This window comes from Serratia plymuthica NBRC 102599 (assembly GCF_001590925.1).
GTDB classification, from domain to species: domain Bacteria; phylum Pseudomonadota; class Gammaproteobacteria; order Enterobacterales; family Enterobacteriaceae; genus Serratia; species Serratia plymuthica.
In genome coordinates, this window is the sequence record NZ_BCTU01000004.1 from 1 (window position 1) to 15,334 (window position 15,334).

The following is a 15,334-nucleotide window of genomic DNA, read 5'->3' on the forward strand; positions in this document are numbered from 1 at the left end:
TATTGCCCGCGTCAAAGCCAAGAAGGCGGCGCAGAGTCTGGCTACGGCCGAGACGGAAAAAGAGTAACGGAAGAAAGCGCCTTGCAGAACGCAAGGCGCGTTAGGCTGTGTCCCTTGATGGAACTGCGAATGCACCACGGATCATGAAGGGACGCAGCCTAATCAATAGAAATCAGATAGGTATAATCAACGTCGATCTGACGCATCTTCGAGTCCTGATTCCATTCCTTGATTTGAATAATCTCCATTTCTACGCTGCCCTGCACCTCATGGCGCAACCCCGGCATCACGTGGGTCACCAGATAAGCGAAGAACTGCAAGCACTCTTTCGCCGTGCCCAAATGGTTGATAGAAATATACTCGCGGCCGGGAATATGAATGTTGTCGATCTGATGCCCCGAAAGAATATCCTTTTTGTTCTCCGCCTCCACCGCCATCACGTGAGTGGATGAACACTGCTTGTCATCACGGTTACGGGGGGAGTGAATGCTGTACACCCGGAGGCAATCCACGTTCAGCCCGCGAAAAAAATCGGTGAAAATCTCGTCCTTCATCGCCATGCAGGAAGCATGTTCGATTTCGGTTTCGGCGGCAAAATCCAGTTGGCGCGAGAAACCGGCCAGTTGCATATCCGGAAGCGTCAGACGTTTCACCTCCGGATAGTAATCGGCCGCAAAGCTGGCGTCGAAACTGAAACGCGGCATCAGGTTCTTCACATCCCATTTGTCCATCGAGCGATAGCGGTTGGGCGTGGTGTCGAAACGCTGCTTGAACATGCGCGTGAAGGTCTGCTGGGAGTCAAAGCCCAATTCGTCTGAGATGTCGATGATCGAACGGTGGGTAATGCGTAACGCCACTGCGGCACGCGTCAGGATGCGTGAACGGATATAGGTGGCGAGTTGAATGCCGGTGATACGCTTGAATTTGCGCTGCAAATGCCACTTGGAGTAGCCGGAAATGCGTGCGACTTCGTCCAGATTAGGCCGTTTCTCCAGATGTATCTCAACCCACTCAATTAATTCTTCAATAAAAAATACATCTTCATTAGTCATTATTATGCATTCACTAACTTAATAATACTCGGGATAATAACCCACATGGATTATGCAAAAGTTGTTATTTTGTGCGAAAAAACGTACCAAAAATAACATACAAATCCAGCGGTTATCGCCTGACGCCGGCCCGCGATGCCAACAGTTTGACTACTGCATGCTCAAGCTAGCGTAGTTTTGCCGCGAAAAAAAATCCGATCGCGCCACAGCGCGATTAAGCCACAGCGCAACCCGTGCTAAAAGCCTAATACCCCTACAATTAAGACGTATTACCCTTTCAGTGATTGAGGTAGAATGCAGCGCTATTATTTTCCCTGCGTCTCCGCTGTGAGGCGCGTCGAACCTGCCGATCAACGGCAAAGATAGGTGTAGTGATTCTATGAAGTTCAGGCCGGTACAACAAACAGCCGCCAAAGGCTTGCACATCGCCAGTTCCCCTTTCACCCATAACCAGCAAAGCACCAGCCGCATCATGCTGTGGGTGATGCTGGCTTGCATTCCGGGCATGGCGGCGCAGGTGTGGTTTTTCGGCTACGGTAACCTGATCCAAACCGCGCTGGCGATGGTCGTCGCCCTGCTGGCGGAAGGCGCTATCCTCGCTCTGCGCAAATTACCGGTACGCGCCCGGCTGGCGGACAACTCGGCGCTGCTGACCGCGCTGCTGCTCGGTATCAGCCTGCCGCCGCTGGCCCCCTGGTGGATGATTGTTATCGGCACCTTCTTTGCCATCGTTATCGCCAAACAGCTTTACGGCGGCCTGGGGCAAAACCCGTTCAATCCGGCCATGGTCGGTTACGTGGTGCTGCTGATCGCCTTCCCGGTGCAGATGACCAGTTGGCTGCCGCCGGATGAACTGCGCGCCACCGCGCTGTCATTCCAGGATACCCTGCTGGCTATTTTCAGCGGCCATACCGCGCAGGGTGCCACTATTCATGAACTGCAAATGGGCGTTGACGGCATCAGTCAGGCTACGCCGTTGGACGGTTTCAAAACCGGCCTGCGCAGCGGTCATAGCGTCGAGCAGATGCTGCAACAGCCGCTGTTCGGCGGCGCGCTTGCCGGCATCGGCTGGCAGTGGATCAACCTCGGCTTCCTGGCAGGCGGCCTGTTTATGCTGGCGCGCCGCCTGATCCACTGGCAGATCCCGTTCAGCATGCTGGCGACCATCGCTATCTGCTCCGGCCTGGCCTGGTGGTTTGATCCCGCGCATCAGGCATCGCCATTGATCCACCTGTTCTCCGGCGCCAGCATGCTGGGCGCGTTCTTTATCGCCACCGACCCGGTCAGCGCCTCCACCACGCCCAAAGGCCGCCTGATCTACGGCGCGCTGATTGGCGTGCTGGTATGGCTGATCCGCGTTTATGGCGGCTATCCAGATGGTGTGGCCTTCGCCGTGTTGCTGGCCAATATTACCGTGCCGCTGATCGACCACTACACGCAACCGCGCGTGTACGGCCATCGCTAAGGAGCCATGATGCTAAATTCAATGAGAAAGCATGGCACCACGCTGGCGGTGTTCGCCGCAGTGACGACCGGCCTGACCGCCGTGGTGCATAGCCTGACGCAGAAAACCATCGCTCATCAGGCGGAACTGCAGCAAAAAGCGCTGCTTGATCAAGTGGTGCCGCCGGAAAACTACGATAACAACATGCAGACCGAATGCTTCCTGGTCAGCGACCCGGCGCTGGGCAACGGCGCCCCGCACCGCCTGTATCTGGCACGCAAGAACGGCCAACCAACGGCGGCGGCACTGGAAACCACCGCACCGGATGGTTATTCCGGCGCCATTCAGTTGCTGGTCGGCGCCGATTTCAACGGCACCGTGCTCGGCACCCGGGTGATCGAACACCACGAAACACCGGGGCTGGGAGACAAGATTGAGCTGCGCATTTCGAACTGGATTTCGTTCTTCAGCGGCAAGAGAATTGAAGGCGCGGACGACAAGCGTTGGGCGGTGAAGAAAGACGGCGGTATGTTCGACCAGTTTACCGGCGCCACCATCACGCCGCGCGCGGTCGTCAACGCCGTTCGCCGCACGGCATTGTATATGGAAACGCTGCCGCCTAAACTCAACACCTTACCTGCCTGCGGAGCCAGCGAATGAGTGAAGCAAAAGAGTTGATTGTCCAGGGGCTGTGGAAGAACAACTCCGCCCTGGTTCAGTTATTGGGGATGTGCCCGTTGTTGGCCGTCACCTCTACCGTTACCAACGCCCTGGGGCTGGGGCTGGCGACCACGCTGGTGCTGACGCTGACCAACGGTTCCATTTCTGCGGTGCGTCGCTGGGTGCCAAGTGAAGTCCGTATCCCTATTTACGTGATGATCATCGCGGCCGTAGTGAGTATCGTGCAGATGCTGATCAACGCCTACGCCTTCGGCCTTTACCAGTCGCTGGGGATTTTTATTCCGCTGATCGTCACCAACTGCATCGTGGTCGGCCGCGCCGAAGCGGTGGCGGCTAAAAAACCGATCGGCCTGTCGGCCCTGGACGGCATGGCTATCGGCCTGGGTGCCACCGGCGTCATGGTGACCCTGGGAGCGATGCGCGAACTGCTCGGCAACGGTACCCTGTTCGACGGTGCCGATATGCTGCTGGGAAGCTGGGCCAAGGTGCTGCGCATTGAAGTGGTTCATTTCGACAGCCCGTTCCTGTTGGCCATGCTGCCGCCAGGCGCCTTTATTGGCCTGGGCCTGCTGTTGGCGGTGAAATACCTGATTGATGAACGGATGAAGGCGCGCACCGCCAGGGCGTCAGTGGCCGAACCGACGCTGGAACCAGGACAAGCAGAGAAAGCGTAATGAATAAACTCAAACGCCTGGAAATTCTGACCCGGCTGCGTGATAACAACCCGCAGCCCACCACCGAACTGGTCTACACCACGCCGTTCGAGCTGTTGATTTCAGTGCTGCTTTCCGCGCAGGCCACCGACGTCAGCGTCAACAAGGCCACCGCCAAGTTGTATCCGGTGGCCAATACCCCGGCGGCGCTGCTGGCGTTAGGCGTCGACGGCGTCAAAAGTTACATCAAGACCATAGGCCTGTTTAACAGCAAGGCCGAGAACGTCATCAAAACCTGCCGCATGCTGCTTGAGCTGCACGGCGGCGAAGTGCCGGAAGATCGCGCCGCGCTGGAGGCATTGCCCGGCGTAGGCCGCAAGACCGCCAACGTGGTGCTCAACACCGCCTTTGGCTGGCCGACCATTGCGGTAGATACCCATATCTTCCGCGTTTGTAATCGCACGAACTTCGCGCCGGGCAAAAACGTTGATCAGGTCGAAGAAAAGCTGCTGAAGGTGGTGCCGGGCGAGTTCAAGGTCGATTGCCACCACTGGTTTATCCTGCACGGCCGCTATACCTGCATTGCGCGCAAACCCCGCTGTGGCTCCTGCATTATTGAAGATTTATGCGAGTTCAATGGTAAAACCGAGGTGTAAAGTACAAATAAAAACCCGCATGCGCACCTTTCCATCGTGAAGTTATGGCTTTATATCAAGGCTCACAATCAGATGGGTGATCGGACAATCTCTGGTTATTTATTGTCACGGCAACGTCTCAGAGCCGGTTTCATCCACTGTGCGTGCCATGTCTATGAGAGCCGCCGGCACGCCAAGAGTAAACCTTGGCCCTCCCGGCTGAACCTGTCGCCCTGAGCAAAGTACTGTGTTGCTGATCTGCCCAGGGGCCGCACGTTCAGACAGTTTTCATATTGTGTGACTAGTCAGTGATAGCGCCCTACAGCGCGGCGACACCGCGAATGATTGGAGTTGAATCTGTCAGTTTTCCATGACGAGATATTTCCTGCTTATTTATCTTCAATAACCGGGGCGTAAGAAAAATAATCAAAATCTGCATACGCGTTTTCCCCCGTAAAGTCCTGGCAACAGATACCGACAAATGCGCCAGTAAACCGCTCATGGCCTTTTTCTTTGAAGTATTCGTCGGACAGCTTGCTGTATTCAACATACCCCCCCACGCGATGCCACTCTTTCTCGTCATAGGAGTAAAAGAAGAAGGCAGCATCATGGCTAACCTCAACTTTTAGGTGAACCGGAGCATCATGCTCCAGTTCAATCCCCTTTTCCGTCGGTTGATTGAATCTGTTCAGATCATTAATCATCAGGTTAAGGGTGCGCTTCCTCTCACCGTCAGCCGTCAAAAACAAATAAATGTAATTAGTGGTATCGTAAATACAGACCAGCCCTGCCATTTGCTGGAAAGACGTCGGTGTGAAATCAACGCATGTTTGTGCCCTGAAAGCGAAGTCCGTTTGTCTTCTGGCCACCAAACTCTGGCAATGGCGGGAACTGAGAGACTCTTTGCCATGCAACCGCAACCACCCTTTTTTGGCTTTCAAGCTGCAAATTTCCTCAGGCAGCGGAATGCGCAGGCTTTGAAAGTGTAGCGGCAACGTGGGCGAGTCAAAATCATCCCGTTGCGGCTCATCAGGCCAGGGTTTTTCCGGTAACCGGCAGTGGACGACAAGATCCGCAGTCGTTTTCTCATTGGACAGTCTTAACCAACCGTCGTGGCTCCAGTAAACTTTTTGGATGGCGGTTTCCCTGCCCATTGGGCTTCTGCCGCGTGAAGGCAAAGGCCGGCCACAGAGATGAACCATAAAACACTCGCCCATCTCGGTTTCAACCAGATCGGCATGACCTGTACGCTGCAAGGGAAGCCGACAATCATAACGGGAAGTCATCATCTGGCCACAGGGATCAGTTTCGTACGGCCCCAGTAAGTGGCGCGAACGTGCCATAGTCACGCCATGATTGTAGAACGTCCCCCCTTCTGCCGTTAAGAGATAGAACCAGCCGTTCCGCTCATAAATGTGTGGCCCTTCCGTCGTGCCCAGATCGCTTCCGTTATAAATCTTTTGACACTCACCGATGAGTTTTCTGCTTTCCTCATCGTATTGCTGAATGATGATGCCATTCCAATGGGGGAAACCCGGCTTCCCCCCATCCCGGTAACTCATCTCCATACTCACCAGCCACTTGGTGCCATCACTTTTATGAAACAGCGACGGATCAATTCCCCGGCTGTTGAGATAGGTTGGCTCAGACCATTCCCCCTCAATGTCAGAAGTCGTCACGATAAAATTGTTGGCATCCCAAAACCTGCCCGTCAGGTTTTTTACATCGGTGTAAACCAAGTAAAATTGCCCCTTATCGACACTCAGGCAAGGCGCGTAGATCCCGCCAGAGTCCGGATTGCCTTTCATATCCAACTGGCTCACCCTGCTAAGGGGGTATGAGATTAATTTCCAGTTTTTTAAATCAAAAGATTTATAGAGACAGATACCAGGAAACCATTCGAATGTTGAAGTAACGATATAATAGGCATGATTAGCATAGATAATAGAAGGATCCGGGTTAAATCCTGGCAAAATAGGGTTTTTAATGACTGTCATCTTAACTCTCCCTTTACTTCTGAAAGAACGTCGGCAGAGGTATTTTTTTGCGAATACGCGCCACCATCCTTCTTCTGGTCAAGATTATATTTTCTGAGAATCGGGATAAGACTCAAAATTAACATCGCAGGGATAACCGTGAAGATAAGACGAATACAAAGAGTGGCAGTATCCGCTTGAGTAGCCGAGTTTCCTATATAACCACCGACCGTCAGTAACCACCCCATCAATGCTCCACCTATTGCAATACCGACTTTGATGGCAAAAATGTTCGTTGAAAAAACCAGCCCGCTGAATGACTTCCCGGCTTTACTTTCAATATGGTCAATGATATCGCTGAGGAGACTCCATTGTAACGGCGTTGCCGTAGAGTTTATAAAATGGATACATCCGATAATCACACAGATAACAACGACATATTGTGCCGGAACGAAAAACAAACCGATCATGATGGCTGCCTGCACCGTCATCGCCATTTTATAAGCAAATAATCGATCTAATGTGGAGTACAAGGCAGTGGTAAACATTGACCCAACAAATTTGGCACCGAGAATAATGGTTAAAATAATACTGACAAGATCGGGCCTATGTAAATAGTAAGTAACGAAATACATTGCTCCACCGGTTTTTAAAATACCCGCAGTCAGGTTCACCACATTGAGTAAAAATAACTTCCGCCAGTTTCTGTCGGATGAAAGATGGCGGAGCTCTTTGAAAACAGTGCTGAACTTCTGTGTTTTATCTACAGGGCGAGCATACTTTTCATTGGTCAATGCGAAACAAAGATAAAACATAACGGTGCTGATTAACCCCATCAACACCATAGCGTAAAAGTAGCCGTGTTGCAGATTGCCGCCCCCCAGGGTTTTAGTCAGCGGCAGTGCAATAACCGATACGATGATCCCGCCCAGCGCCGCGAAGGCAAAGCGGTACGATTGCATGGAAACGCGTTCTTCCGGATTCTGGGAGAGGTTATTAATCATGGCGCAATAAGGGACGTTTACCAACGTATAAAGCAGTGATAATGCAGTATAAGAAACATAGGCATAGATGAGTTTGCCCGTTTCACCGAATTCTGGGGTGAAAAAAGTGAGAGAGCCAAGAATACCGAAAGGCAATGAGAACCAAAGTAAGTAGGGTCTGAACTGTCCGTGCTTTGTTGAGGTGTGATCGGCTAAAAATCCGATGTACACATCGAAAAAGGCATCCAGAATACGTACGACGAGAAACATGATTCCCATATGAAAGGCACTGAGGCCATAAATATCCGTATAAAAATACGCCATGAACAACATGATGGTTTGCCAGATGATGTTCGATGCGCCATCGCCCAATCCATAGCCTATTTTCTCTTTAACCGTGAGTTTAGACATGTTGATACCTTTTGAGTTTTTATAGAATCAGAAAGCACTGACGTTCTGGTATCAAAAATAATCTTTACCTTGGGAGGCGGCTGTAACGGAAAGTCGATTTTATATAATTTTTTTGCGTTTGCAGGGTAACGGAGATCACCATTTTGGAAAGTGATGATTGCCTGAATTCCGAAGACATGGGTTTGAACGGTCGTTTCTCCGTGTGGGAACGACTGCCAGGGTATATAACCTGTTTCTAATGGGGTTTTTAGGGTTTCTCCTGGCGGACAAGATTATCGTGCTTAGTAGACAGTTGCTTCGTGGAGCGACTGTTAGTTCTGAATGTTTTAGGCGTTACCCCCATTAGCGATCTGAATTTGAAACAATAGTAGGCACTGTCGGTAAATTCGCACTGATAAGCAATGTCAGTAATGCTTAACTCGGTGTTTCTGAGGAGCTCAGTGGATTGAGAAATTTTTTTCCCGAGCAGGTACTCTTTAAAACTGACTTGCATGATTCTTTTGAACGTTCTGGAGAAATGGCTTGTCGAGAGAGAGCAATGCGCAGCGGCTTCATTCAACGTCATGTTGAAGGTTGCGTTTTTTTCAACATGTACGACCAAATCAATTATCTTGTCGAAGATGTTATTTTTTTCATCACTGACGGTGACTTGCTCAGCATGTTGAGCATGGATAAACACCGTATTGAGCAAGAGTATTAACAACGGATTCGCTTCACAGAGAGTATAGGGAGCGTCATGCATATCGGTGAACCATCTGAAGAGAAATTGCATGCGTTCGGCATCGCGCTCGTTCAGTTGCAATACAAACCCGGCGTGCGGAGGCGTTACGGGGAACTGATATTTCAAACGATTCAACACCGTATTATTGTATTGCAGCAAGAACCGCTCATGATTATCGGTGAATGCCAACTCCATATCATGGAGTCTCATCGGCCCCACAAAGACTAAGGTATTGTCTCTCAGTTTGAATTTTTCGCTGCCGATAGAGTAAAAACCTTCGGCGTGGCGAAACCACATAATCTCATGTTCCAAATGTACGTGGGGCCTGATGTATACCCCTTTCTCAGGCACAGCCTCCCGTGCGCGCAACATGTAATCTGTGCCCAGCGTCGTTTCAATTTTTTCGAAAAAGTGATCTACGTTCCACATAATACGCAAATTTCTTATAAAAAGACGTCGATAACGCCATTTGTTACGCCTTTTAAAGCTAAAAATCAACACCGTGCTTGACTGCGTTTGAAGACCCGCCCTTTGCCGCACCGCATAACCGCCGGCAGGTCATTACACTAATATGCTCATTACGTAACGTCCCGCCTCGTCTTAAGGATTCAAAACTCGCCTGTCTTGCGTATTCTTATCCTGAAGTTTCTTGGTGAGCACCCCATTATTTTTTTGAACTTGGCACAGAAATAAGCGCTGTCAGTGAAATCAGTTTGCTCCGCTATTTCACTGATTTTTAGCTCGGTAGAAGATAACAGGCGCACGGCTTTCGTAAGTTTCCTCGTTAATAAAAAATCTTGCAGTGTTTGCCCAAAAATGGATTTGAAAGTGCGAGAGAAATAAGACACGGACCAATCACAGCGTTTTGCCGCCAGAGATGTTGCAAGTGTATACTCTTGGTTAATATCGATATAACGAATGAGCTCGATAAGCCTGTCGATATGCTCGGCTGCAATAGTAGATGCGGGACAGTTTATTTTTTGCAGTGTAAACAATAAAAATGTTTTCAACAGCGACAACACCAACTCTTCTGCGTTGTCCTGCTTCAGGTGCTCCGTAGCCCAACCCAGCAAATTTTCGATCCTGTCTGCTTCGCTCTGAGTGACATAGCCTATCATCGGTTGAATGCGTTGTTCGGGTTGCAGATTGATGGCGCAGTTTTGCAGCCACTGCACTTCAAACTGAAGTAAGTACCGCAAATGGTCTTGTTGCGGTTCCAACTGCATCTCATGGCACAACAAGGCAGGGATAAATATCAACGTATTGTTTTTAATCAAATAAGTTTCATTACCGATGGTGAAACTGCCCCTTGCCGCAGGAAACCACATGACCTCATACATTAAGTGGAAATGCGTTGCGATAGACAGGCCAACAAAGTGGGTGCTGTCATCGCGCCGTAACGTGAATGCCCGCCCCGTGGGGACAGGAATATGTTCATAAATGGGACCGGCATCACTCATGGAGTTCACTTTTATTATATAAATATCACTGTTTAATACATATAAATCACAAAAAAAGCAATACTATGACTTCACCCCGGGCTTATTGATTTTTCATCAACCACCACCCGTTCGGAGCACAACTTGCCCGAAGGAGACATTAATGTCTGAAATATCTATTTCTATAAAAGAAAAAATAAGCTATGGCTTAGGTGATACCGGTTGCAATCTTGTTTGGCAAACGCTGATGTTATTTATGGCTTATTTTTACACTGACGTTTTTGGACTTTCCCCCCTGCATATGGGAACAATGTTTCTCGCCGTACGCGTTATCGATGCCGTAACCGATGTTATTATGGGTGCAATAGCCGATCGTACGCGCAGCAGATTCGGCCAATTCCGCCCTTACCTGCTGTGGTTTGCCATTCCATTCGGCGTTTTATGTACTTTGACATTTTATACGCCCGATTTCAGTTATACTGGCAAGCTGGTTTATGCTTACATTTCTTATACGTTACTTTCTCTCGTTTACACTGCAATCAACGTGCCTTATTGCGCAATGATCAACAATCTGTCGAGAGATCCGCGAGAACGCGTCTCCTTGCAATCATGGCGTTTTGCGCTGAGTACATTAGGTGGGCTGATCGTATCATTGAGTGCGCTTCCGTTGGTGAAATACCTTGGTCACGGCAACTTGCAACAAGGTTATTTTTACGCAATGATGGTAATGGGATCGCTAAGTATTATTTTCTTTTACATCTGTTTCGCAAATACTCGGGAACGCTACATTCCACCTGCAGATACTCAACACCACAGCATTTGGAGTGATTTTCAGGTATTGTGTGCAAACAAGGATTGGCGACTGTTATTTACGCTCAACGTAGTTAATCTTATCGCCGTTATTTTTAAAGGTGGCTCCGCCCTTTATTATATAAACAGCGTCATGCACAGACCAGACTTGGCGACGCCGTTGCTCACACTCACGCTCATTGCGGGTATCGTGGGTGCACTATTATCTCCCGTTATTTTCAAAAACACGGATAAAGTACTAGGGTTCAAGCTGGCCATGGCCGCTGAGGCTATTTTATTATGCCTGTTCTACTTTATACCACCGTCGCAGACAATGCTGGTTTGCACGATGATTTTTCTGATTAACGTCATTCAACTTGCGGCAACTCCATTGCAGTGGAGCATGCTCTCAGATGTGATAGATGTAGAGGAACGCGTCAGCGGCCGCCATTTAAGTGGCATCGTTTTTTCCACTAATTTATTTGCAATTAAAATGGGTATTGCTATTGGTGGCGCACTGATTGGTTGGTTATTGGCCTGGGGGAATTATATTGGTGGTGCCGTAACACAGGGAAATAACGCTTTACTCATGATTACACTGCTGTTTACGGCCTTGCCCGGTATTCTGACATTCAGTTTGATCCTGATTATGCATGGGTACTCTCTCAACGATAAAAAATTGACTTTGTTACTCACCCACTCTGTTGTCTCTTTTCCCGAAAACACGCTGTCTGATAATGCTCACAGGAGAGCTGACATATGAATATTGAATGGATCACATCATCTGATACGGAACAATGGCAGAAATGCGACCGTCTTCTAGAAACAATTAAACCCGCTAACCTGCAGCTGTCCAAACTCCGTGGTCGTCAGGTGGAAGGGTTCGGCGGGTGCTTCAATGAACTGGGGATGACAGCGTTAAATGCTCTGGACGACAAACAGCGGCACGACATCCTGGATAACCTGTTTTCACCAGAGGGTGAATGTCGGCTTACCCTGGGACGCGTACCGATCGGCGCAAGTGATTATGCCGTATCCTGGTATAGCCTCAATGAACAAGAGGAAGATTACGCCATGGAACACTTTTCCATTGAGCGTGACAAACGTTATTTATTGCCTTATATAAAAGAGGCACTTGCGCGTCAGCCAAACATGACGCTTTTTGCCTCCCCCTGGAGCCCACCTACCTGGCTGAAAACACATCAAGCCTGTAATTTTGGCCGTCTTCGCCAGGATGAACGGGCGCAAAAAGCTTACGCATTATATTTTAAAAAATTTATCGAACACTATGAGAACGAAGGTGTGCGCATAGCGCAGGTACATATTCAAAATGAAGTTGTCGCCGATCAAAAGTTCCCCTCTTGTGTCTGGAGCGGCGAGCAGTTGAAAGAGTTTATAAAAGAGTATCTCGGCCCACTTTTTATGCAAGAATCTATAGATAGCGAGATCTGGTTAGGAACCATTAATGCTCCGGAGTTTTTGAAAGAGCCGGGGCAAGACTATGATGACTACGCCAACTGTGTACTTTCCGACCCCGAAGCCTACCAATATGTTAGCGGCGTGGGTTATCAGTGGGCCGGTAAGAATGCCATTCAACGCACCGTCATGAGTTACCCTGAATTACGCTATTACCAAACAGAAAGTGAATGTGGTGATGGAAATAATAGCTGGCAGTACGCGCACTATATTTTTGGTTTGTTCCGACATTACTTAGTCAATGGTGCCAACGGCTACTTTTACTGGAACATGGTGTTGGCTGAAGGGGGAGAAAGTACCTGGGGTTGGAAGCAAAACACTATGATCTCCATAAATAAAGAAACAAAATCAGTAAGTTATAATCCTGAGTATAGCGTTATGCGTCACTTTTCTCGATACATTAAGCCAGGTGCCCGGCTAATCCCATTAACAGGTGCGATGAGTGGTAACACCGTTGCGTTCGAAAACCCTGATAACTCGGTCATCATCACGATAAATAACCCTTCATTTCATAAACGAGAACTGAGGCTTGCCATTGGGAAAAGAACCCTTGAGTTTATCCTTCATGAAAACTCAATAAATACATTAATAGTAAAAGATTACCATTAAAAATAATGGCCCTGAAATAATGGGCCTTATCTCCCCTGTTGCAATACGCCTGTCCTCCCCCGAGCGACGCGGAGAAGCCGGTATCTTCTGGCTGCCGGGGCGGCAGCCCCCTCTTTATGCGATGCGTGGCACTATCCGCTATCGCGTGATAATTCCGTCCTATTTAACAGGAGCTATGGGGCAACAACGAGCGCATCACGTGAGTACCGCTCCCGAGGTTTAAAGGCACCTATGCCGTTTGAACCTGAGCCGACCTGCCCACCTTGGATAGCGCCTTTTAGCGCTATAGCCTGTTGCAGATATAACATTCCGCACACGCTACCCTGCGTGCGCCACTTCCCCTGTCACGGCCCTATTTTTTATCAGAAATGTGATACCGAGCAGCAGTAACCTTGGCAATTTCGTGGATTTCAGAGAAAAAATCACTTCCATGTTATTTTCAAGCGAAAATTTAGTCAAAAATTGCGGCATAAATCACGCTTTCACGATCACATCGTCGTCACAACCGCCAGCTCCATTGGCTTAAATTTCTATAATTTTACAAAACACCCATTACACACAACAATCCAGTGGATTGATCATCACAAGTATTGATATCGACCACAAAAACACAATACAGCAGAATATATCACTAATTAAATTCCGTATAGCTTTTAATCAAAACAAAAACTCGCCAAAACAAATCAAGGCAAAAGTTAATGCTGAATAACATTTGCAACATGGTTGTTTCACAACGCGAACGTTATATGTAACAGAGTATGACAAACGGCTTGCCTCGTTGACAAAGATAGTGAACATTAACCGCCGTCATCCCATCCTATAACAACGCAGAAGGATGCAGTCCTGCATCACCTTTTGCAATTTCTCGTCTCTACGAGACGGGGCAGTGAAAAATCAGAGGTACCAGTGTCAACTGCAAACAACAACAGCAAACACCCTGAAGGCGTCAGTCTTAACGCCTTCAAACAACCTAAGGCGTTCTACCTGATCTTCTCGATCGAACTGTGGGAACGTTTCGGTTATTACGGCCTGCAAGGCATCATGGCGGTTTATCTGGTCAAAATGCTTGGCCTGAGCGAAGCCGACTCCATTACCCTGTTTTCGTCCTTCAGCGCCCTGGTGTATGGCTTCGTTGCCATCGGCGGCTGGCTAGGGGATAAAGTGCTGGGCTCCAAGCGCGTGATCGTGCTGGGCGCGCTGGTACTGGCCGTCGGTTATGCCATGGTGGCGTACTCCGGCCATGAAATCTTCTGGGTCTATCTGGGCATGGCGACCATCGCCGTGGGCAGCGGCCTGTTCAAGGCGAACCCATCCTCCCTGCTGTCGACCTGCTATGAGAAAGACGACCCGCGTTTGGACGGTGCATTCACCATGTACTATATGTCCGTCAATATCGGTTCTTTCCTGTCGATGCTGGCGACCCCGTGGCTGGCGGCGAAATATGGCTGGAGCGTCGCGTTCTCACTGAGCGTGGTGGGCATGCTGATCACCCTGGTCAACTTTATGGTGTGCCACAAATGGGTGAAACAACACGGTTCCAAGCCGGACTTTAAACCGCTGCAGGTCAAGAAGCTGTTGATGGTGCTGGTTGGCATCGTGGCGCTGGTTGCCCTGTCAAGCTGGCTGCTGCACAACCAGATCATTGCCCGCTGGGCGCTGGCGATTATCTCCCTGGGCATTGTTGTCGTGTTCGCCAAAGAAGCCTTTACGCTGCATGGCGCTGCGCGCCGCAAGATGATCGTCGCCTTTCTGCTGATGCTGGAAGCGGTAGTGTTCTTCGTGCTGTATGCCCAGATGCCGACCTCGCTGAACTTCTTCGCCATCCATAACGTTGAGCACAATATCCTCGGCCTGGCGTTTGAACCTGAACAGTATCAGGCGCTGAACCCGTTCTGGATTATGCTGGCCAGCCCGATTCTGGCGGCGTTGTATAACAAGATGGGTGACCGTCTGCCGATGCCGCACAAGTTCGCCTTCGGCATGATCCTGTGCTCCGGCGCCTTCCTGGTACTGCCGTGGGGCGCCAGCTTCGCCAACGAACAGGGTATCGTGTCGGTTAACTGGTTGATCCTGAGCTATGGGCTGCAAAGCATCGGTGAACTGATGATCTCCGGCCTGGGTCTGGCCATGGTGGCGCAACTGGTACCGCAACGCCTGATGGGCTTTATCATGGGGTCCTGGTTCCTGACCACCGCCGCCGCCGCGCTGATTGCCGGCAAGGTTGCGGGATTAACCGCCGTACCAAGCGACATCAACGACGCGCACGCTTCGCTGGCTATCTACAGCCACGTGTTTATGCAAATCGGTATCGCCACCGCCGTCATTGCCATTCTGATGATGCTGACCGCACCGAAGCTGTACCGCATGACGCTGGACACCGCAGAAGACACCGAAAAGAAAGCGCAGGCCGCCGCAGCGGTTAACTGATAACGGCTTCGGACAGACAAAAAACGGGGCGTCTCAAC

12 protein-coding genes are annotated in these 15,334 nt (G+C 49.8%); 7 read left to right on the forward strand and 5 right to left on the reverse strand.

What is annotated here, in order from left to right:
- Positions 1–158: 158 nt before the first annotated feature.
- Complete coding sequence (locus SPL01S_RS03165; protein ID WP_063197554.1) at positions 159–1,052, reverse strand: helix-turn-helix domain-containing protein; 894 nt, start codon at positions 1,050–1,052, stop codon at positions 159–161.
- Between the two features lie 379 nt (positions 1,053–1,431).
- On the opposite strand from SPL01S_RS03165, the gene rsxD reads away from it, so the two are divergent.
- The 4 genes from rsxD to nth are packed head-to-tail and all read left to right on the forward strand — an operon-like array spanning position 1,432 to position 4,486.
- Positions 1,432–2,517, forward strand: coding sequence for an electron transport complex subunit RsxD (gene rsxD, locus SPL01S_RS03170; RefSeq protein ID WP_063197556.1), 1,086 nt, complete (start codon positions 1,432–1,434; stop codon positions 2,515–2,517).
- A 9-nt stretch (positions 2,518–2,526) separates the two neighbouring features.
- Positions 2,527–3,156 carry an electron transport complex subunit RsxG gene (gene rsxG / locus SPL01S_RS03175; protein ID WP_063197558.1) on the forward strand — a complete coding sequence of 210 codons (630 nt, stop codon included), beginning with the start codon at positions 2,527–2,529 and terminating at the stop codon, positions 3,154–3,156.
- On the forward strand, positions 3,153–3,851 hold the full coding sequence (locus SPL01S_RS03180; protein WP_013812717.1) for an electron transport complex subunit E: 699 nt from the start codon (positions 3,153–3,155) through the stop codon (positions 3,849–3,851). Before rsxG ends, SPL01S_RS03180 begins: the two co-directional genes overlap by 4 nt.
- Positions 3,851–4,486, forward strand: coding sequence for an endonuclease III (gene nth / locus SPL01S_RS03185; protein WP_062870682.1), 636 nt, complete (start codon positions 3,851–3,853; stop codon positions 4,484–4,486). Before SPL01S_RS03180 ends, nth begins: the two co-directional genes overlap by 1 nt.
- Before the next feature lie 368 nt (positions 4,487–4,854).
- Here nth and SPL01S_RS03190 read toward each other — a convergent pair whose 3' ends face one another.
- The 4 genes from SPL01S_RS03190 to SPL01S_RS03205 all read right to left on the reverse strand — a co-directional run bounded on the left by SPL01S_RS03190 (position 4,855) and on the right by SPL01S_RS03205 (position 10,016).
- Positions 4,855–6,462 (reverse strand): glycoside hydrolase family 43 protein, encoded by a 1,608-nt coding sequence (locus SPL01S_RS03190; RefSeq protein WP_063197560.1) that lies wholly within the window; start codon positions 6,460–6,462, stop codon positions 4,855–4,857.
- Positions 6,459–7,835, reverse strand: a complete 1,377-nt coding sequence (locus tag SPL01S_RS03195; RefSeq protein ID WP_063197562.1) for a glycoside-pentoside-hexuronide (GPH):cation symporter — start codon at positions 7,833–7,835, stop codon at positions 6,459–6,461. The genes SPL01S_RS03190 and SPL01S_RS03195 overlap by 4 nt, the downstream gene beginning before the upstream one ends.
- A gap of 247 nt (positions 7,836–8,082) precedes the next feature.
- Positions 8,083–8,985, reverse strand: coding sequence for a helix-turn-helix transcriptional regulator (locus SPL01S_RS03200; RefSeq protein ID WP_063197564.1), 903 nt, complete (start codon positions 8,983–8,985; stop codon positions 8,083–8,085).
- A gap of 179 nt (positions 8,986–9,164) precedes the next feature.
- A complete protein-coding gene (locus SPL01S_RS03205; RefSeq protein WP_013812712.1) occupies positions 9,165–10,016 on the reverse strand; it encodes a helix-turn-helix transcriptional regulator in 852 nt (283 codons plus the stop codon).
- 142 nt (positions 10,017–10,158) lie between these two features.
- Between SPL01S_RS03205 and SPL01S_RS03210 the strand changes: the two genes are divergently transcribed.
- The 3 genes from SPL01S_RS03210 to dtpA all read left to right on the forward strand — a co-directional run bounded on the left by SPL01S_RS03210 (position 10,159) and on the right by dtpA (position 15,296).
- On the forward strand, positions 10,159–11,547 hold the full coding sequence (locus tag SPL01S_RS03210) for a glycoside-pentoside-hexuronide (GPH):cation symporter (protein WP_063197565.1): 1,389 nt from the start codon (positions 10,159–10,161) through the stop codon (positions 11,545–11,547).
- A complete protein-coding gene (locus SPL01S_RS03215) occupies positions 11,544–12,869 on the forward strand; it encodes a glycoside hydrolase family 30 protein (RefSeq protein WP_063197567.1) in 1,326 nt (441 codons plus the stop codon). The genes SPL01S_RS03210 and SPL01S_RS03215 overlap by 4 nt, the downstream gene beginning before the upstream one ends.
- Positions 12,870–13,775: 906 nt before the next feature.
- On the forward strand, positions 13,776–15,296 hold the full coding sequence (dtpA, locus tag SPL01S_RS03220; protein WP_020438940.1) for a dipeptide/tripeptide permease DtpA: 1,521 nt from the start codon (positions 13,776–13,778) through the stop codon (positions 15,294–15,296).
- Positions 15,297–15,334 lie beyond the last annotated feature (38 nt).